This is a genomic window from Clostridium neuense, assembly GCF_045310695.1.
Lineage (GTDB): Bacteria > Bacillota > Clostridia > Clostridiales > Clostridiaceae > Clostridium_S > Clostridium_S neuense.
The window spans coordinates 76,183-95,617 of record NZ_JBJIAA010000008.1 but is presented as its reverse complement, the minus strand read 5'-3'; the positions used below and the strand labels follow the sequence as shown (position 1 = coordinate 95,617).

Genomic DNA, 19,435 nt, shown 5'->3' with positions numbered 1-19,435 from the left:
ACTTAGATATTTCAATTGTCTGAGCATTTTTTCAGCAAGTAAACATACACGGGGCTTGGGCTTTGCCCATTGTCCTTCTATACCTCAAGCAAGCACTCGCTTAAAATCATCACTTAGATTTATAGAATTTTTTTAATGTGATGAAGCATTGTTACTTCGCAATTTTTTATCATAATCGCTTTTCTAAAATCACTTTATATAGTCCGTTTTCCTCTTTTGAAATTCTATTTTTTATTTCATCCAATATATGTTTTGTATTAACTTTAAATGTGTCTAGTCTCTCAATTATTTTGCTTTTAGTGTTAAATTCATTTTTGTAATGTGAAAAAACATCGGCAATGTCACCCATTTCATGTGCATACTCCTGTGCCAAGTTTTTCAATTCTGTGTCTTGTCCGTCGACTAAACTTGGATATAAAAACTTATCTTCATAGCTTAAATGAATCTTTAATCTTCCTGATAAATTGTTTATATGTGAAACAAATTCGTTTAAGTACTCTTCATAGTCTTGCCTATTTACTATTTTGTCAATTTCATTTATGTCACTTAAAATATCCTTATGCTGCCTTGTAAAATTACTTATGTCTATCATATAATACCGCTCCTATCCCTAAACTTAGATTAACCTTTTACAACTATTAACATCATTTTAAATTTTTCTGTTGCTTCTAAGGCATGAGAAATATTAGCTGGCATAACTATGAAATTTCCTTCTGTAACAACCTCTGGTGCATTATCTCCAATTGTTATAGTAACTTCGCCCTCCATAACATAAACAAGTGCATCTCCTGGAGCTGAATGTGCACTTATTTCCTCTCCCTTATCAAAAGAAAACAAAGTTATACTTACATTATCCGTTTGTACAAGTGTCTTACTAACCACTTGGCCTTTAGCATAAGTAACTTCTTCTTTAAGTGCTAATTTTTTTGCAAACTCTATATTCTTAAAAAACTTTCCATCCACTGTTAACCCTCCTAAATATTTCTTAATTTATTTAAAGTTTAATGCATTGTATCTATTATGTCCGTAACATAAGTTACTAATTCAAAGCATACTTCTTATCTATATATTACTTTCTATAATTTCCCCCACCAAATCTAAATAATCCCCATCATATCTGAGATTCTTTTGAGTAATTAATATGGTTAATCCATGTACTAAGCTCCACATACCTAATATCTTTTGCATATAAAGCTTTTTATCAAGCTTAGTCTCTTTAAAAAAAACTTCAGCGCTATTTTTTAATACTTCAAAGGCTGCATCCTCCACAAAAAACTCACCATTTTTAATATCTACACTGCAATTATTATCTGATAAAAACATAAATTTTAAATACTGAGGATTTTGAGTCATAAATTTAACATAAGTTTTCCCCATTTCAACTAACTGCAATTTAGCATCACTAGAATAAAGCTTTGTCACTTCAACCAGTGATAAATAAAGTTTCTTCCAAACTTCTTTTATAATTTCGCTTATAAGCGCATCCTTATCTTTAAAATGCTTGTATGGCGCAGCATGACTTACGCCGCACATTTTAGCTACCTTTCTAAGTGAAAAGCCTTCAATGCCTTCCTCATTTAAAAGCAGCAAGCCTTTATCTATAAGCTCTTGTTTTAAATCACCATGATGATATTGATCTTCTCTCATTTTCTGTCCTCCTCAGTTTCATTATAAAAATTATATCACTCTATGTTGACACTGTAAACTTTCAGTGCTAAAATAAAGCCATGTTTACAGTGTCAACATTATTATTTGATATTTAAAGATAAACCATGTGAAACTTGAAGTTTATATAGGAGGAAAAAATGAACAAGGAAATTTTAATTATATGTGAATCAATGTATCATGGAAATACAAAAAAATTAGCTGCTGCTATGGCAAGAAAGTTAAATTGCCGTCTTTTGAATTGTGAAGAAGCTTCATCTGAAAATATAGAAGATTATAAGATAATTGGTCTTGGTTCCGGAATATACTTCACCGCTCATCACCCAAAGCTATTAGAGGCTGCGGGAAAAATGAATAATGGGCAAAAGGCATTTATATTCTCTACACATGGAAGCCCCTTCCTCGGCAAATACCATAACAGCCTTAAAACTATTTTAGACAAGCAAGGTATTCCTGTCATTGGTGAGTTTTCCTCTAGAGGTTATGATTGTACCGGTCCATATATCATAGTTGGAGGTGGTAATAAAGGAAAGCCAAACGAAAATGATGAAATGAAAGCAGCAAGATTTGTAAACCGTATATTGCCTCAATACTGCAAAGGTACAGATACTGTTCATAATGGTCATAATGTTGAAATTCGCTATAATGAATGTATTGGCTGCAACAAATGTTATGCTGTATGCCCAATGAAAGTATTTGAAATTAAAGATAAAAAGCCTATTATAAAAAACGAAGCAGATTGCACCCATTGCAGTCTTTGTATAAATAACTGCCCTGAACAAGCAATTTCTATCCACCATTCCTTAAAGGAAGCTATTGCTATTGCAAAAAGACATGCTAGGCGTACCTCACTGTAGTCCTAGCCTAGCTTCACAGCTATATACATCTACAAACTTAATAATCCTCCTTTTAAAGTATACGCATTAGTTAGAAATTTTCCTTGTAAATATCCATTGCTTTTCTTTAATATCCCTTCCTTTAATAATAACAGTATTTCCATTTACCTCAACATACAAGCCTTTAATATACTGCTTTTTATTTATGCCTACTATAACGCCACTTCTTACTTCAGGTTCAAGCGTATATTGAAGTGCTGGAACGTGAACCATGGTAAATGGCTGATTTAACACTACACTCCCAGCATCTATATCAGCATGCGTATGTGATGTAAACAGTATCACCTCTGGATATTTTGACAGTATATCATTAACCTTTTCACTTTGCTTAACTCCAACCCAATTCCAAAAGGGCTTTAAATTTTGATGTAAGAATACAAATATAGGCTTCCCCCTCTGATAATTTTGGGCTAATTTTTCATTTAACCAATTTAATTGAATATCAGATATAGAAGCTTCTGTTGAATTTGTGGTTTTAGACTTACCATCTTCAGAGCCAAGCGATATAAAATGGTACCCCTTAATCCATTTATCATGATATACCTTCTTTTCTCCAGAAAACTCAAGATATTTATTTATAAAAGTTTTAACCTGCTTAGGTGAATTTCGTCCTATGCTGTAATCAAAAAATTCATGGTTCCCAATATTTTTAATAATCGTTTTAGGCAGCAAAGCTTTATTCCTATTTAGAGTGCTTTTTACTGAAGCATACTGCCTGTCAACACCTTGATCTACAGTATCGCCATTTAATATAAGTGCATCCATAATAGGATTTATTGTATATAAGTCATTAATAGCTCTTTGAAGATTATCGATCCTATTGTGAACATCTCCTAATACAGCAAAAGTAAGCTCAGTCTTTGGTTTTACTGCTGATGTAGTTTTAGCAATAGGTTTAGGTATATGCATATACACTGCTGTCATTGCACCCGTAATAACTATAATAACTGCAATAACAATCAGTCTAATCTTTTTCATTTCTATTCACCTCCGCTATACTTTATTTATAAATCAGGAACTTGAAAATTTCAAGTTTCAGGGTGGTTTATCTTTAATTCCAGCTACAAGTCAAATTTATATTTTATTTAAATATGGATTAAACATAAAAGAAAGTTTTAAACAAGTGTAAAATCATAAATATTGGCTTAAAATAAAACGATAATAAAATAGAATCATTTATAACTTTGGAGGCCGCAGAAACAATGAATTATATAATATATGATTTAGAATTTAATCAAAAATATCCAGATTCCACTGAAACTAAGTCCGATAATACTTCAAGCTTACCCTTTGAGATTATTCAAATTGGCGCATTAAAGCTCAATGAAAGCTTTGAAACAATTTCCAAGTTTAATGCTCTTATTAAACCTACTGTTTATCCTAAAATTCATCCTTATGTAGAAAGCCTAACTAAAATAAGCAATTCTAAGGTTAGTCTATGCAAAAGCTTCGTAAAGGTTTATGAGGATTTTTTAAAGTTTATTGATAAAGACGAGATAGTGCTCTGCGTTTGGGGAACAAGCGATATTAAAGAACTTATAAGAAATGTAAAGTTTTATAATTTACCAAGCTCATCAATTCCTAAATACTATATTGATGTCCAAAGGTATGCTTCAAAACATCTCAATGCTCCTAAAAAATCCAGAATTGGCCTAAAAACCGCTGTAGATATTTTAAATATACAGGTTAATGGCGAATTTCATGATGCCTTTAATGACGCTTATTATACAGGAGAGGTTTTTAAACATATTTATAATAATACTATAAAGCCCGATATCTATCAGTTTGATTTTCATAAAAGAGCTGCTGAGCCTAAAGAAAAAATTGATACCGCTGCTTTAATAGATCAATTTGAGAAAATGTACAATAGAGAAATGTCGCCAGAAGAAAAATCTATGATAAAACTTGCCTATATTATGGGTAAAACCAGACAATTCATAATTAAAGAAAAATAAGTCCCTTCTGGCTAAACTTCAACCGCTTATTTTATTATTTAATAATCATCAACATCAAATTCTCTATTCTTATAGTAATACTTTCTATCTGTATCTGTTATTTCTCTTACTACCTTACATGGATTTCCAACCGCAATAACATTATCTGGTATATCCTTTGTAACAACGCTTCCAGAACCTATAACAACGTTATTTCCTATGTTAACGCCAGGATTTATCACAACACTTCCGCCTATCCATACATTACTCCCTATTGTTACCTTAATCCCATATTCATATCCAGAGTTCCTGGACTTTGGATGAACTGGATGACCCGCTGTATAAATTGATACATTAGGAGCAAGTTGAACATTTTCTCCGATTATCACCTTTCCAACATCTAATATTGTACAATTATAATTTGCAAAAAAATTGTTTCCAACCTCAATGTTTTTGCCATAGTCACAGTGAAAAGGCTGTTCTACAAAAATATTCTCACCTGTTTTTCCAAGTATGTCTTTAATCATCTCCTCCATTTTCTTCACTTCATCTGGACGAAGTAAGTTGTAATCATATATTTTCAATTTATTTTGTATTCTTTCTTCACTAAGTCCATCTAGCCATGCTTTATAAGGTAACTCTGCCATCATTCTTTCTTTTTGGTTCATTGCAATCTCTCCTTCTATAATATTATTGTTTGTAATTTTTTGAACTAAATCTATATAATTTCCATTATACCTAATGCTCTCTTCACTAATTATAGATAAGCAAGCTGGAAGCTTTAAATTACTATGACCAAATTTATCCTAGAAAATAAGATTTTACTTAAAGTATAATATTCAGCGCAGCTGATACTAAATAAGTTCTAAGATTTACCTAAGAGAAACGAAAGGTAAGTTTACCTTCACTGTGCTATGTACTCTGTCAGTTGTGCTCTGAGTTAAACCATAGTTTAACAGCATAAATTTGGTATTGTGAATTTAAATCTTTCATGTTGTTTATCTATAATACTTTAAAAATTCATTATAAAATTTTAACATAATTCTGCAAGCTATCATATAATTATTATATCGGAATTATTTCAAAGGAGTATGTTAATGAGTAAATTAAATCCTAAAAAGCTATCAGTAGAATTTAGAAAAGACGTTACTGATACAGACCCTATTATTCCTAGGCGTTACACTCTGACACATTCTGATGTAACAGCGCAACTCTTTTTAACTATTGGATTAACATATGCCTATGATAAAATTGATAACAACAAAAGAGATGAAGTACTTGGTCAGTGGATAAAAGAAGGACAGAATTATATTTATTATGTATACTTACATGTAGACGGCAAGCTAGGCTCTAAAACAGCTGCCATAAGAAACTACATTTTTAGACGTGAACTGCCGCTTGCTTTAGAAGCTATTAGGTACGGAGACAGAAAGTTTTTTAGTACACATCCTGAATTAAACAAAGCTACAATATTAGTCTATTTTATATCCAAAAATCCTCGCTTTAATAAAGTAGAAAACTGGGGTACTTTTTTAGATTACGACATTACAAATTTGCCAAAATCAGCATCTTTCACATAAAATTAATTAATTATTTAAACAACAGTAAATATCATTTCTTTTATATTTATTACTGTAAAATTAAAAATAACCATAATAAAAAATCCTGCATAATCCCAAGAAATTATACAGGATTTTTTCAAACCCTACCATAGTTGTCGATTTTTTATAAATCATTTTGTTTACCGTTCTCAATAATATCACATTTAAAATATGCTGTAAATAGCATTAATGTAAAATTTATGTATTTTATAAATATCCTTATAGTATATATGTGTTTTTATTTACATTAATGAAATCTTGCCTTATAATATATTAGTTAATTCTAGCTCATACTAAACTAAAGCTTAATTTTTTAAGTGACTAAAGAAAGGATGCATAATATTGAAATCCGATACCCAAAATATTAAGTCGTTAAAAAAAGAAATTAATTTGCCAGAGGCCATTACAATGGTTGTTGGTGTAGTAATAGGTTCTGGCATTTTCTTCAAAGCTTCTTCTGTATTTAATAATGCAGGGACCCCAATATTAGGAATACTTGCTTGGGCAGTTGGTGGTATGATTACTATAGCCTCTGCACTTACAATCGCAGAAATTGCTGCAGCTATTCCTGAAACAGGTGGTATATTTGTATACCTTAAAAAATTGTATGGTGAACAGTGGGCATTCTTATTTGGATGGATGCAAACGATTATTTACACTCCTGGTGTTATAGCTGCATTATCTATAGTATTCGCCACACAGGCAACATATTTCACCTATTTATCACCTATGAGTCAAAAAATATTAGCTATTTTCATAATATTTTTTATAACAATTATAAATGTAATTTCAACAAAGCTTGGTAGCAAACTACAATTTATAGCTACAGTAGCAAAGCTAATTCCTATTTTTGTTATTATTGTCTTTGGGCTTCTATATAACAAATCAAATGGTTTTGCAACAGCAACAGCTACTTCTTCCTCAAGCATTTCTGTAGGTTTATCTGGCTTTGGAGCTGCTATACTTGGAACCTTATGGGCTTACGATGGTTGGGCTAATGTTGGTAATATGGCAGGGGAACTAAAAAACCCAAGAAAGGACCTTCCTAGATCCATAATCACGGGGTTAGTTATTATAATAGTTGTTTATATATTGATAAATATTGCAATTATAAAAGTAATGCCTATTACAAAGGTTATAGCGTCTCAAAAAGCAGCTTCTGATGCTGCAGTTATATTATTGGGCAGTAAAGGTGCCGCTCTAATTGCAGTTGGTATTATGATATCTATATTAGGTGCACTTAATGGATATTTAATGACTGGTGTAAGAGTTCCTTTTGCCATGGCTCAAGACAAGCTTTTTCCTTTTGCAAACTTTTTCGGAAAATTAAGTGATAAATTTGGAACTCCAATAAACACTTTATTATTTCAAGCAGTGTTAGCAGCTCTATATGTACTTAGTGGTTCCTTTGAAACCTTAACAAATTTAGCTGTATTCTCCATGTGGATATTCTTTGTAATGACTGTTATAGGTATATTTATATTAAGATCAAAACATAAGGATATCAAAAGACCCTATACAGTTCCTCTATTTCCTATAGTGCCAATCGTAGGAATAGGAGGCGGAGTATACATACTAATTAGCACATTGATTAGCGATACTTCCAACGCACTATACGGTCTGGCTGTAACCGCTTTAGGAATACCAATTTATATTTTTATTAAAAAGCGAAATAGTAAACTTTAAGAAATGCAGAAAGGCTACGAATTTAGTAAAGTTCTAAATTCATAGCCTTTAATTTATTTTTGCTCCGTTTTCTAATATCGATATTAGGAAAACGAGATTTACTGGACTTTAAAACTCTATGCCACCTGAAAGCTTTTTAAGGCTGACATACTTATATAAAGTTCATCTGAAAGCTCAACTTGAGTTATTCCTTCTACACCCTTAACTCATTTATACGCAATCTGGTTATCATAAGTTCTGATTTTACTATAATGCATTTTTCTTATACCAGTCCATAGCTGCTTTTAAAGCTTTTTCAGGCTCCATAACATATCTTCTATCTAGAATTTCAAGCGCCAAATAGCCTTTATATCCTACTTGATCTAAAACTTTTAATACATGCTTCAAATCTAACTTTCCATCTCCTGGAACAAGATGACCTCCAGGATTTCCATCCAGAAAATGAACATGATTCAAATCTTCACCTAGAGTTTTAATAAAATCATCGATTGAATCTGTACCTGTAGTGGCAATAACATCTGTATCAGCCAATCCCTTAAGCATAGGGCTGTCAACTTCTTTTATAAGCTGCTTTAACTGAGAAATATTGTTACAGATATTCGTTGTATATTTAGTAAATGGTTCTGTTGCTAAATACACGCCCTCTCTCTCGGCCTTTTGACATATCTTTTGGAAAGCATCTACACACCATTCCCACGCCTTTTGGGGATCAACATCTAAATATGAGATACCCGTGGACATTACCATACGGTTACAACCAAGAGCAGCAGCTGCCTCTATATGTTTACAAAAGAAATCTATTGAACGATCCCTGTAAACTTTGTCTGGGTGGCTAACACTTATTGGGTATAAGCATTGTTCTGGTGTAAAGCATATTAATTTTAAATTATGACTTTCAATTTTCTTTTTAACCTCATTTAGTCTTCCAAGCGAAAAATCTTCCAGATGTAAATGAGGACCTGAAGCCCAAAGTTCAATAGTTTCATAACCAAGACGTTCAACTGAATCAAGAAAATAATCCAAGCTATATCTTTTATAATGATAATTTGCTGCACTTAATCTAGAAATGGAAATCATTTTATCTCCTCCTCTTGTATTACTTTATATATTTACTTATTTCCTTCTGCGTTATATGTAAGGTTGAAATTGCTGAATTATTTTTGTAGCCCGCTCTTTACCTCTCATCATACACTCTGGAATTGATTCCCCAAGACTAATTCCATAAGTGAAAGCAGCAATATATGAATCGCCTGCCCCAACCGTATTTACAACCTCAACCTTTTCCGCTGACTGCTCATAAAATTTAAAACCATCATATGCAAGGCTTCCACATTCCCCCAACATTGCTATCACACATTTAGCTCCCTTTTTATGTGTTTTCTTCATAAACTCCCGTATGTAGTCGTTATCAGCATCATACGAAAAAAATGCATAATCTAAATATGGAATAATATCATCATTACTTGGCAATTCAAGTCTTTTTGAAAAATCATAAACCCATATTTGATTATCCTTTCTTAGATCTTTAATATATCTGCCTATCTTTGCCCAACGTTCTGCATAAACAATATCAAAATTCTTGATGAACTCTAAATCATCTTCTCTAAGTTCTATATCCTCCATTGCATTTCCTAAAAACTGTATATGTTTTTTATCTCCATCTACAATGTCCATTGTTGCCATTCCTGTTGGCTTGTCTACTTTTTTAAGTATACGTAAAGGAATATTTCTTTCTTTTAACCTCTCCTCTAAAGCCATAGAAAATACATCATTTCCGAGGATGGTCATTTCCGTGATATCTCCACCCATTTCTTTATAGTTAAAGGCAAAGTCTATGCTATTCCCCGTAAGGTAGTAACGATCCAGCTTATAATATACATCAATACAATTGTCTGCTAATGCAATTGCTTTTTTCATTTTTACTTCCCCCTTATTCCCCCATTATGTGTATCATATATTTTCGGTTTTTAATTCCGTCATACTCTGCAAAATATATATCTGTGGCCCCACCAAGTTTTATTTTTCCATCAATAATTGGATATACGCAGTGATTTCCTGTAACCAAAGATTTTAAATGTCCCGGAGCATTACCGCCAATAGTTCCATATGAAGGAAGATAATGATTATGACTGTATGGATAATCTTCTGGAAACATCCTATCAAGTGCATTCATCAAATCAGTTTCCACGCAAGGAAGACTTTCATTTACTGTAATCCCAGTTGTAGTATGCTCTGTTATTACATGAACCACACCATTTTTAACTCCAGATTTTTCTACATACTCTCTAACAGTATCTGTAATCTTTATCAATTCAAATTCCTTAGAAGCACATATGGGTACTTCGAAAAACTTTACCATTCTTATTCCTCCAATCCTAAAAATCTTACAGCATTCTCGTAGTAGACCTTTTTTCTTGTTACTTCTTCCATTTCTAATGCATCCAAGCCTCGCTTACTTCTTACAGGCCTAATCCTTGGTGAATCAGAGCCGAACATAACTTTATCAGCAAAATTATGGTCTAACCAATACTTGCCTAAATCCTGCTTAAATACTTTCTCAAACAAATCCTTAGGACTATCCATGTACATCATAGCCGTATTAGTATACACATTATCATATTTTATTAATAAAGCTGCTGTTTCATTTACCCATGGCCATCCAAAGTGTGCTAGGCATATTTTTACTTCTGGAAATTCTATTGCCACTTCTTCAAATTCCATTGGATGAGAATATTTTGTTACTGTATTCGTTTCCAACGACATGCCAGCATGGAATATAATTGGTTTTTTATATTTCTGACAAACTTTATATAGCTGCTTTAATTTTTCATCTGTTGGATACATTTTTAACTTTGCAGTATTAATTTTTAATCCACTAAGCTTTAATTTTTCAAATGCATCCGTAAGTAACTCCACTGCATTGCTTTTTCTAGGATCTACTGATGCAAAACCTATAAAAAAATCTGGATCTTTATCAACAATCTGTTTAATTTCTTCATTGGTAATAATGGCTGTTCCATTTTCCCCTGAACAATCCTGAGGTAGCAGTACTACATGCTTAATATCTGCCAAAGCGTATTGTTTTTTTAAAATATCCAAATCAGAAGGCTTCATAAGATGAAAATTCATTTCATCACATCTTCTGTCAAAACGTTCTTTATCCAAGCAAATCTCTTTATAGAGAGCTGGGTGTATATGTGTATCAATTACCATTGTCTTCCTCCTCTATCTTACATACAAGTTTTTTATAGTTTTTGTAATTCAATTGACTAAGTTAATGTATATATAGTGAAACTACTGCAAAACTTAAACTACTTATGTTCCAAAGCACCAACTTTCAAGTTGATTTATCTTTAACACTACTTTTTTCATTGTTTTGTATTGTAATGTATTAATTAATGCTGGTACATTAGATGCATTTTTCTTTCTTTTTGATGAAGATTTAGCTGACAGCACTTTGTATTCGATTTCAAAATATAATATAAAACCTCCTTTTAAACTAATTATATAGCTATTTTATAAAGTGCTCGCGCGATACACCTTAATTTATTATAAAACAATTTGTATTATATTGTATTGAATATATTATATATCCTTTTCAATTTGCAGTCAATTGCAAAAAATAAAAAAACTGTCGCACCAAGAATTCAACCGTAATTTGCAATCTTTATAAATTACCGTTGAATTCTTAGTGTAGCAGCCACTTTGTTTAATATCTTACATCATAACATCCAATTTTTTATTTTAATATTTTAAATATACTAGCAGAACAAGCTGGAGCAGTGATAATCTTATTGTCTATAACTGCCTCACCATTGTTTGAATAAATTACCTCACATTTTAAGTTTTCACTTATTTCACATGCTACCTTTTCCTTTGAAGGATTTAACACAACTAAGATACTTTCTTCCTTTCCAGTTCTTTTATATACAAATGGATAAGCATTTTCTTCTGCATATAAAAATTCTATTCCTGCATTAGAACAAAGAGGCTCATTTTGAAGTCTTAATTTAGTAAGTTTTTTCACTTCATTGTATAAAGAGCTTTCAGTTTCCATCTGATTTTTTACTGTTGGCCTATCTTCACTTGGATCTTGCATTATATATAATTTTTCTTTTTGAGCAGTAGAAAATCCTGCATTAACCGTATTATCCCATTGCATTGGAGTACGTGCTCCTGTTCTTGCATATCCGCCTTCCACCGATATAATATTTTCTAAGTATTTCATTCCTATTTCATCACCATAGTATATAAACGGAGCTCCAGGCATTGTAAGTAAGAATGCAAAAGCTATTTTTATTTCTTCTTCATCCAATTTATGTGCTATTCTTGGCATATCGTGATTACCAGAAGGTATGCACATAAGCCCTTTTCCATTAGTCAGTTTATAATTTTCCACATACTTCTTAGCAAACTTAGATATATCTCCTTTTCCTTCTTTTGAGAAATAAGGATTTTCACTTCTAAACAAATCCATGTAGTTAGATGTACCAAAGTGAAGTAGAAAATCCATATGAAAGCCACCAGCTAAAGACTTTTCTGGTTCTCCCCACTCAGAAATAAGCACTGCCTTAGGAAATTTTTTATCCAAAAAACTTCTAAAATTTTGCCAAAGCTTAATAGTTTCCTTACTATCAGTATCATTTTTTACTAGTGAACCAGCCATATCTACACGAAAACCATCGCAGCCCATTTCAAGCCAAAAGCTCATTACCTCTTTCATAGCTTCCCTTGTAGCAATTGCTTCTTTTGAAGAAGTTGAAAATTGCCAACTTTCCTGTGGATTTGCAAAGCCATAATTAAGCGCTGGCTGCATGGATAAAAAGTTCACTGCACAGCAACCATTTCTATCAGACATTCCTCGAATATTACCAGCAATACCCTTAATATCCTTAAAATCCTTCCAAATATCATCTGTCCAAACATACCTATTTGTATACTCATTCTCTGTTGTCTTCATAGATTCCTTGAACCAAGGATGTCTAACAGAAGTATGTCCAGGTACCAAATCTAAAATTACATGCATGTTTTTCTCATGAGCTTTTTCAAATAACTCCTTTAAATCTTCATTTGTACCATAACGAGGAGCTACACTAAAGTAATCCTCAACATCATAACCAGCATCATAAAAAGGAGATGTAAAGCATGGATTAAGCCATATTGCATTGCAGCCTAATTCACTAATATAATCTAATTTTTGTATAATACCTTGAATATCACCAATACCATCAGAATTGCTATCTTTAAAACTCTGTGGATAAATTTCATAAAATATAGCATTATCGAGCCACTTTGACATAATAATTCCTCCTGTAATACACAAACTTAATTTCCAATAACATAATATCAATAATGCAATCATTAATTCTTGCAAAATATTCATTAAAAATAACACAATTTTCGCAAATACTTATTGAAAAAATATATACGGCTGGTACAATAAAACGAGAAAGGAATGTTAAGAATGAATTATTCTCTAAAAGAAGAAAAATCACATGGAACATCATTATACCCATTTCAAATTTACTATATGAACGACAACACCACTAAGGTATTTGTTTTACATCACTGGCATAATTATGTTGAAATAATATATGTACAAGCTGGCAGGCTTTTTATTAACATTAACAACGAACAATATGCAGGCACTTCTGGTGATATATTTATTGTTAACGAAGAAGAGTTGCACGGAATGTATACAGAAGATACTTGTACCTTATACTATGCATTTTTATTCCCTTTAAAATTTTTAAACTTTGAAATGAATGATCTTGTACAAAATTCATATTTGGGGGCTCTTTGTAATAAAAACAGCATTTTTGAAAATAAAATACCTATCACTTCTGAAAGCTATGAAAAAATATTACATGAGTTAAAAACTTTGATTCACTTGAATGAAGCAAAAGAAAATGAATATCAATTTGCAACTAAAATATCTCTTTTAAATATAGTATATCTTTTAGCAAAAGGAAAACTTATAAAGGAGAGAAACTCTAGCCTCTCCATAGTCAAAGACAATAAATTAAACTTACTAAAAAACATCACATCATACATACATGAGAATTATAACAGAAGAATATATTTAGAAACTATTTCCGAAAAATTTAACATGTCGCCAAAATATTTCTGTAAGTTCTTTAAGGACAATTTTGGCAAGACTTTTATTGAATATGTAAATGGACTTAGAATTGATAAGTCTATGGATATGCTTATCAATACAGATTTGCCAATTATGGACATTGCTTTTGCAAATGGCTTTGAAAACTTTAGCTACTACATTCGAGCCTTCAAAAAGCTAGTAGGCTATACACCTCTATCCTATAGAAAAAAAAGCACCCAAGCAGATTAAAATAATAGAAGAGAAGCAATATAAATCACTCCTCTTCTATTTCAGGCACCTTTTTTACATAAATAAAATTGCTAGTATAAGAAAATCTATACTGCACGTTCCTCTAAAGCTTCTTCATCTTCAAATGAATTTCTTTTCATTCTAATATTTAATACAAAGGAAGCTATTAAAGCTGATAAAAATATGACATCCACGCTCCAAATTGCCTTTTGATGTAAAAAGCCTGCTTCTAATGCACTAATAATTGCACCCATAAAAAACGAAATTAGAATAGTGCTATATCGCATTGCTTTTTTTAGACATTGACTGTCCTTTCTTGCAATCCCTTTGTAGTAATTTTCTGCACAAGAGCGCATATTTCCGGTACAAAATATACTAGCATAATTTTCGCTTGTACCTAATTTACGAAATGCACAAAATTGTAGAGAAGCCGCAAAAGAAACCAATGTATTAGCTATTATATCCGGACAGGATAGAGGAATAAAACCTGCAATAAATACAGTAATTATCTCTGCTACTATAATACTTCGTTTCCATAATAATTGTTTTTCTTTAAAATAAGAGTAAAACATATGCCATGCTATAAAAATACCTATCCAAAACGATAAGATTGGTATAATGCAGCGAAAAACTCCTGTATAATCTTGCTTTGCTAAATGGACGGCAACAAGTACAAAATTTCCTGTTTGTCCAGTTGCAAATACATTTCCATGAACAGTATATGAATACATATCCATGAAGCCACCTGTTGCTGCAAGCAGCATTGCAAACCATAATTTTTCTGTTATTTCTGTACAACCTTTTTTATCTTTCAATGTAAAACACCTTTTTATAAATAATATTTTTGCCTAATTTAACGACATCTTTAATTATACTGTTGTTGTTTCATAAATAAAAATATATAATATTTATTAAATTGATAAGTTTTACTTATGATAAAATTTGGAGGTTACTATGGATATTCTTCAATTAAAATATTTTCTTGCTGCTGCTGAATATGAGCACATGACTAGAGCTGCTCATTCGCTGCACATTGCTCAACCAGCTCTCTCTCAATCTATTAAACACTTAGAAGAAGAACTTGGAGTTGTACTTTTTGACAGAAAAAACAGAAGCATACGCTTAAATGCCTGTGGTAAGCTGCTGCAGTCCGAATTAATACCTATTATAAATACTTTAGACTCTATGCCTCTACGTTTAAAAGAAATTGATAAGAAAGCTTCAACTACCATACAGCTAAATATTTTAGCCGCATCGGTGCTTATTACCCAATCAATTATTTCCTTTAAAAAATTATATCCAGAAATTAAATTTCGTTTGCTGCAGGATATAGGTGAACCGGACTTTGATATATGTATTTCCTGTACAACATCAGATAGAATTCCACAGACTTCTGTAGCTCTGCTAAAAGAAAAAGTATTACTAGCTGTTCCAAGCATTAGTGAATATGCCTCTTTAAAATCTATAACGCTAAAACAGGTTGAAAAAGAAGGCTTCATTAGCTTTTCTGGTGCAAGACCATTTCGCGCTATTTGCGATGAATACTGCAAAGAAGAGGGCTTTAAACCTCAAATTATTTTTGAGAGCGATAATCCAGAATGTATTAAAAATTTAATTGCTTCTAATCTTGGAATTGCTTTTTGGCCAGAATATGCTTGGGGAAAATTAACTGCAAAAAATGTAGTACTACTTCCAATTGAGCATCCCAATTGCATTAGAACTATTTATGCAACTCAAAATTATAATTCTGTGAATAGCAAATATGTAAATAATTTTTTAAAACATTTAACCAAGTTCATAACTAATATTCAAAATAATAAACCTAAAATTCGTAATAAAAAGTAAACCATTAAAGATAAACCACTCTGAAGCTTGAAATTTATTTGTACCAAAATGCCGTCCTCTAGGCATTTTGGTGCATGAATAATTTGTAGCTGAGCTGGTTTCACTATATAGTAGTAAAAAGCTTTTCCTAAAATACAGTTATGCTTAGAATTAAGAAGAAATAAAGGGGCATAATAAAAATTATAATTAGTTTATAGGAGGAGAATACAATGAACAAAATTAACGAAGCAATCCATAGAATTAAGGAGCTTGAATGTCCAACTGGAAATTTAGAAAATAGAGTTGAAGAAATTCTAGAAGATTACAGAGTTGCAAATAGAGATGAAATAAGTGTTAAGAGAGATAAATACCTTGATAAAGGCGACTCACAGGCATACCTAGTTAAAATATCAGGTCAAAATCAGCCTATTATAGTATTAGCAAAATCAGGATATGATGATTATGTAGCAAAGGTTACAGATGTTTATAGCAAATACTAACCATGCTACTCAATAAATGATGGTGTTGCACTATAAAATTAATTATATAGTAGAAAATTTTTGAAAAATTGCCTCTGAAGAGTTGAGGCGAAAATTGCTAACAAGTTAGTTGGTAGCAACAATGCTTACATCCATTATATAAATCTTGATAAAAAACATAAAATAGCTTACACAGAGCTTAAAGATTTAATAACTCAAAAAATACCCAAAAGCATCTAATAATAAATACTTCAGGGGCATTAATATCCTTTATTATGATCTACTATATTTATCAATTTTTTATGATTCTTATATCTTATCAAATTCTCAAATACAATTTTAAACACTCGTTGATTCCCAACATCAGATCTATATGAAATATGCGGTGTAATAATTAAATTATCTAATAACCATAGAGGACTAGTTGAAGGTAACGGTTCTGACTCAAACACATCTAGTGCAGCGCCTAATAAATGACCTGATTTTAAATATTTTATTAAAGCTTTTTCATCTAATATTTTTCCTCTAGAAACATTTACCAAAACGCTTTTAGCTTTCATTTGAGCTAAAAAATTATCGTTTATTAAATTCATTGTCTTTGCTGTTAATGGAAGTGTATTTATTACTATATTGCTTATACTTAGTATGTCATCTTTGTCTTCCATAGTAAAACATTTGCTAAACGATTGTATTTCCATTCCTGTGCTGTTAATTCCCATCACTTCAACTCCAAAAGCTTTAAGTCTTCTTGCAATTTCAACGCCTATACTTCCTGTTCCCAAAATGCAAGCTTTCTTATTATTTAATTCATATATGCATTTATATTTCTCCCATTTTTTATTATTTTGCAAATCATAAAACTTTTTACTGCTTTTATAAATCTCTAATACCTTTGCAATAACCCATTCTGCAATTGGTATACTATAAGCACCTCTACAATTTGTTAAAATAACATCAGAATGTTTTAAAGCCTGCATAGGCACTGCATCTGCTCCAGAACTAACTAATTGAATCCATTTTAAATTAACAAACTTAGAAATATCAAAATGCCTGAAAGAATTATTACAAATAATAACATCAAAATCATTGCAATTATCAACTTGACATATATCTTTCTCCTTTATTAAAACAATTTCACCTCCCAACTTTTTAATACGATCCATTTTCTCTTTACCAAAATCAAAAGTACATAATACCTTCAAAACAAAAACACCTTTTCTTATATTAGTTTAACAATGTATTTAAAAATACAGGCTTCTAGCCTAATTTCCTTACTTCATACTATTTGTCATTGAACAAATCTGTTCCAAAAGTTCTACATGTTTAGACTGAACAAAGTCATTTGAAGCGTTAGCATACTTTTTCATAAATTTTCTTAATAATAAAGTTTCCATTTTAATAGACATATCTATATTTTCCTTATCTAATGCATCTCTAAAACTTCTTCCTAGCCACCCTATAGAGGTTTTTAGCTTTATTTGTTCATATAATATTAGCTTAGGGTTTATCGGAACATTTTCATCCGACAATTTGCCTATTCCACCAAACCCCCATGGAATTTTTTTAAAGTTTATAATTTTAGAATATTCTTCTAGTGACCCATTTAATATAGGTTCAAATATAGTCTTATATCCATAACTAATACTAAGATCATTCAATCCAATATGAATCTCATTAACTCCTGGTAAATCAACTATTTTAGGAAGAAGCTCTGTTGCTTCCTTCGTCTCAACTAACAAACTAGTCCTAACTGCACCATTTATTAGTTTTAAAAAAGTTTGAACCTCATCCATACTATGAAAATAAGGAAGCATTATGATATCAGCACCCATTTTAATGACAGTATCTATTTCTTTTTTTGTATCACTATTAATTGGATTTATCCTAACAAGAATATTATTTTTCTTGCAAGTTTTTCTTATAATTGGAATGTCACTAATCTTATGATTAGACAAGAAAAGATTTTTACCTCGTTGACGGAGACTCTTGCCATTAACCTCCAAATCAATCATTATTCTATCTATTCCAGCAGATTGTGCATAGGCGGCCATGATTGGGTCGTTTGTAATTAACAACAAAATCATTTTTTCTTACACTTCCTTTTATAAATATCATCTATACATACCACCTGTTTACTTCATATTACTTTTATAGATTGTTCTTTTAATTTTGAAATTTTCTTTCGCCTTACTTCTTCATTCATAAGATATTGAATACCATATCCAGAAACAATATCAGTTTGCCTTAATCCAGTTTTTAGTTCTAAATGTCGTTTATTTACATAATCAAACCCCAAATATTTATAGTGTAAAAGTAATACTTCTCTAATAGGTGGCTTTTTAACATTACCTACAGGCGAAGCCCAATGCCTACCGGGTATAAAGTTTATTTCCTGAATTTCATTTGGATTAAATATTTCAGGTTTATCCATTGTATAATCTCTTGCACCATATTTTACAGTTTCACATAAAGGTTTATCACTGACTGGAAAAACATCAGAAACCATTTCATATGCAGTTGGTATTACTAATGTAATGCCTACAGAAGTACATCTTTCAAGATAATCTCTAAGGTTAGGATGATAAAAATGTTCGTCCATATTACAAACTATAACCCAATCCGCCTTTCCTCTACTTTTCTTCCAAATACTATTATATTGCTGTTGTGCAGCTTCCACCATTGATTGTCCTGGTAAATTGATTTTATTTGCAACAACCTTAGGATGCGATTTTAGAATAGAATAAGAATTGTCCGTTGAATTATTATCAAAAATATAATATTGGTCAGCTATTTTATCATAATGCCTAAAAAAATATGGAAGCATCTTTTCTTCATTCCAACACAAAGCATAAATATGAATTATCATGTTAATTAACCCCTCAAAATGAATGTATTTCACACAATTAAATTTCAAAGTACAAATTACTTTCTGTGTAGTATAATATATGAATTTATTATTTATAAAGTTCTTATTCACCAAGAAAGCCTTCTAGAGCTTTTT

Annotated in this window: 21 protein-coding genes; 7 read left to right on the top strand and 14 right to left on the bottom strand. The window is 31.2% G+C overall.

Annotated elements, in window-relative coordinates; genetic code table 11:
- Window positions 1-169: 169 nt before the first annotated feature.
- The 3 genes from ACJDT4_RS10880 to ACJDT4_RS10870 form a co-directional block, all read right to left on the bottom strand.
- On the bottom strand, window positions 170-592 hold the full coding sequence (locus ACJDT4_RS10880; protein ID WP_406787593.1) for a hemerythrin domain-containing protein: 423 nt from the start codon (window positions 590-592) through the stop codon (window positions 170-172).
- A gap of 29 nt (window positions 593-621) precedes the next feature.
- Window positions 622-963, bottom strand: a complete 342-nt coding sequence (locus ACJDT4_RS10875; protein ID WP_406787592.1) for a cupin domain-containing protein — start codon at window positions 961-963, stop codon at window positions 622-624.
- A gap of 99 nt (window positions 964-1,062) precedes the next feature.
- Window positions 1,063-1,647 (bottom strand): TetR/AcrR family transcriptional regulator, encoded by a 585-nt coding sequence (locus tag ACJDT4_RS10870; protein ID WP_406787591.1) that lies wholly within the window; start codon window positions 1,645-1,647, stop codon window positions 1,063-1,065.
- Window positions 1,648-1,805: 158 nt separating this feature from the next.
- Between ACJDT4_RS10870 and ACJDT4_RS10865 the strand changes: the two genes are divergently transcribed.
- Entirely contained in the window at window positions 1,806-2,522 is a 717-nt protein-coding gene (locus ACJDT4_RS10865; RefSeq protein ID WP_406787590.1) for a 4Fe-4S dicluster domain-containing protein, read from the top strand.
- 66 nt (window positions 2,523-2,588) lie between these two features.
- Here ACJDT4_RS10865 and ACJDT4_RS10860 read toward each other — a convergent pair whose 3' ends face one another.
- Window positions 2,589-3,539, bottom strand: coding sequence for a metallophosphoesterase family protein (locus ACJDT4_RS10860; protein ID WP_406787589.1), 951 nt, complete (start codon window positions 3,537-3,539; stop codon window positions 2,589-2,591).
- Between the two features lie 224 nt (window positions 3,540-3,763).
- Between ACJDT4_RS10860 and ACJDT4_RS10855 the strand changes: the two genes are divergently transcribed.
- A complete protein-coding gene (locus tag ACJDT4_RS10855) occupies window positions 3,764-4,516 on the top strand; it encodes a 3'-5' exonuclease (protein ID WP_406787588.1) in 753 nt (250 codons plus the stop codon).
- Between the two features lie 38 nt (window positions 4,517-4,554).
- Here the strand turns inward: ACJDT4_RS10855 and ACJDT4_RS10850 are convergent, their stop codons facing one another.
- Window positions 4,555-5,163, bottom strand: a complete 609-nt coding sequence (locus tag ACJDT4_RS10850) for a sugar O-acetyltransferase (protein WP_406787587.1) — start codon at window positions 5,161-5,163, stop codon at window positions 4,555-4,557.
- A gap of 429 nt (window positions 5,164-5,592) precedes the next feature.
- Between ACJDT4_RS10850 and ACJDT4_RS10845 the strand changes: the two genes are divergently transcribed.
- Together ACJDT4_RS10845 and ACJDT4_RS10840 are read left to right on the top strand one after the other, a co-directional pair.
- Window positions 5,593-6,075 (top strand): staygreen family protein, encoded by a 483-nt coding sequence (locus ACJDT4_RS10845; protein WP_406787720.1) that lies wholly within the window; start codon window positions 5,593-5,595, stop codon window positions 6,073-6,075.
- Window positions 6,076-6,438: 363 nt separating this feature from the next.
- On the top strand, window positions 6,439-7,782 hold the full coding sequence (locus tag ACJDT4_RS10840) for an APC family permease (RefSeq protein WP_406787586.1): 1,344 nt from the start codon (window positions 6,439-6,441) through the stop codon (window positions 7,780-7,782).
- A 246-nt stretch (window positions 7,783-8,028) separates the two neighbouring features.
- On the opposite strand, the gene ACJDT4_RS10835 is transcribed toward ACJDT4_RS10840, so the two are convergent.
- The 5 genes from ACJDT4_RS10835 to ACJDT4_RS10815 all read right to left on the bottom strand — a co-directional run bounded on the left by ACJDT4_RS10835 (window position 8,029) and on the right by ACJDT4_RS10815 (window position 13,081).
- Window positions 8,029-8,859, bottom strand: a complete 831-nt coding sequence (locus tag ACJDT4_RS10835) for a sugar phosphate isomerase/epimerase family protein (RefSeq protein ID WP_406787585.1) — start codon at window positions 8,857-8,859, stop codon at window positions 8,029-8,031.
- A gap of 51 nt (window positions 8,860-8,910) precedes the next feature.
- The gene (locus tag ACJDT4_RS10830) at window positions 8,911-9,699 is read right to left on the bottom strand and encodes a PfkB family carbohydrate kinase (protein ID WP_406787584.1); all 789 of its coding nucleotides are present in this window, start codon (window positions 9,697-9,699) and stop codon (window positions 8,911-8,913) included.
- 13 nt (window positions 9,700-9,712) lie between these two features.
- Entirely contained in the window at window positions 9,713-10,141 is a 429-nt protein-coding gene (locus tag ACJDT4_RS10825) for a secondary thiamine-phosphate synthase enzyme YjbQ (RefSeq protein WP_406787583.1), read from the bottom strand.
- Between the two features lie 2 nt (window positions 10,142-10,143).
- On the bottom strand, window positions 10,144-10,995 hold the full coding sequence (locus ACJDT4_RS10820) for an amidohydrolase family protein (RefSeq protein ID WP_406787582.1): 852 nt from the start codon (window positions 10,993-10,995) through the stop codon (window positions 10,144-10,146).
- A 526-nt stretch (window positions 10,996-11,521) separates the two neighbouring features.
- Window positions 11,522-13,081 (bottom strand): alpha-amylase family glycosyl hydrolase, encoded by a 1,560-nt coding sequence (locus ACJDT4_RS10815; RefSeq protein WP_406787581.1) that lies wholly within the window; start codon window positions 13,079-13,081, stop codon window positions 11,522-11,524.
- Between the two features lie 165 nt (window positions 13,082-13,246).
- Here ACJDT4_RS10815 and ACJDT4_RS10810 point away from each other — a divergent pair, with 165 nt between their 5' ends.
- Window positions 13,247-14,131: an AraC family transcriptional regulator gene (locus ACJDT4_RS10810; protein ID WP_406787580.1), complete on the top strand. Its 885-nt coding sequence runs from the start codon at window positions 13,247-13,249 to the stop codon at window positions 14,129-14,131.
- An 86-nt stretch (window positions 14,132-14,217) separates the two neighbouring features.
- Here the strand turns inward: ACJDT4_RS10810 and ACJDT4_RS10805 are convergent, their stop codons facing one another.
- Entirely contained in the window at window positions 14,218-14,946 is a 729-nt protein-coding gene (locus ACJDT4_RS10805; RefSeq protein WP_406787579.1) for a YoaK family protein, read from the bottom strand.
- Between the two features lie 139 nt (window positions 14,947-15,085).
- Between ACJDT4_RS10805 and ACJDT4_RS10800 the strand changes: the two genes are divergently transcribed.
- Both ACJDT4_RS10800 and ACJDT4_RS10795 read left to right on the top strand, forming a co-directional pair.
- Window positions 15,086-15,976: a LysR family transcriptional regulator gene (locus ACJDT4_RS10800; RefSeq protein WP_406787578.1), complete on the top strand. Its 891-nt coding sequence runs from the start codon at window positions 15,086-15,088 to the stop codon at window positions 15,974-15,976.
- Between the two features lie 209 nt (window positions 15,977-16,185).
- Entirely contained in the window at window positions 16,186-16,455 is a 270-nt protein-coding gene (locus tag ACJDT4_RS10795; RefSeq protein WP_406787577.1) for a hypothetical protein, read from the top strand.
- A 239-nt stretch (window positions 16,456-16,694) separates the two neighbouring features.
- Here ACJDT4_RS10795 and ACJDT4_RS10790 read toward each other — a convergent pair whose 3' ends face one another.
- From ACJDT4_RS10790 to ACJDT4_RS10780, 3 genes are all read right to left on the bottom strand, one after another.
- Window positions 16,695-17,636: an NAD(P)-dependent oxidoreductase gene (locus ACJDT4_RS10790; RefSeq protein WP_406787576.1), complete on the bottom strand. Its 942-nt coding sequence runs from the start codon at window positions 17,634-17,636 to the stop codon at window positions 16,695-16,697.
- 69 nt (window positions 17,637-17,705) lie between these two features.
- Complete coding sequence (locus ACJDT4_RS10785) at window positions 17,706-18,518, bottom strand: aldolase/citrate lyase family protein (protein ID WP_406787575.1); 813 nt, start codon at window positions 18,516-18,518, stop codon at window positions 17,706-17,708.
- A gap of 53 nt (window positions 18,519-18,571) precedes the next feature.
- Entirely contained in the window at window positions 18,572-19,300 is a 729-nt protein-coding gene (locus tag ACJDT4_RS10780; RefSeq protein ID WP_406787574.1) for a glycosyltransferase family 2 protein, read from the bottom strand.
- Between the last annotated feature and the right edge of the window lie 135 nt (window positions 19,301-19,435).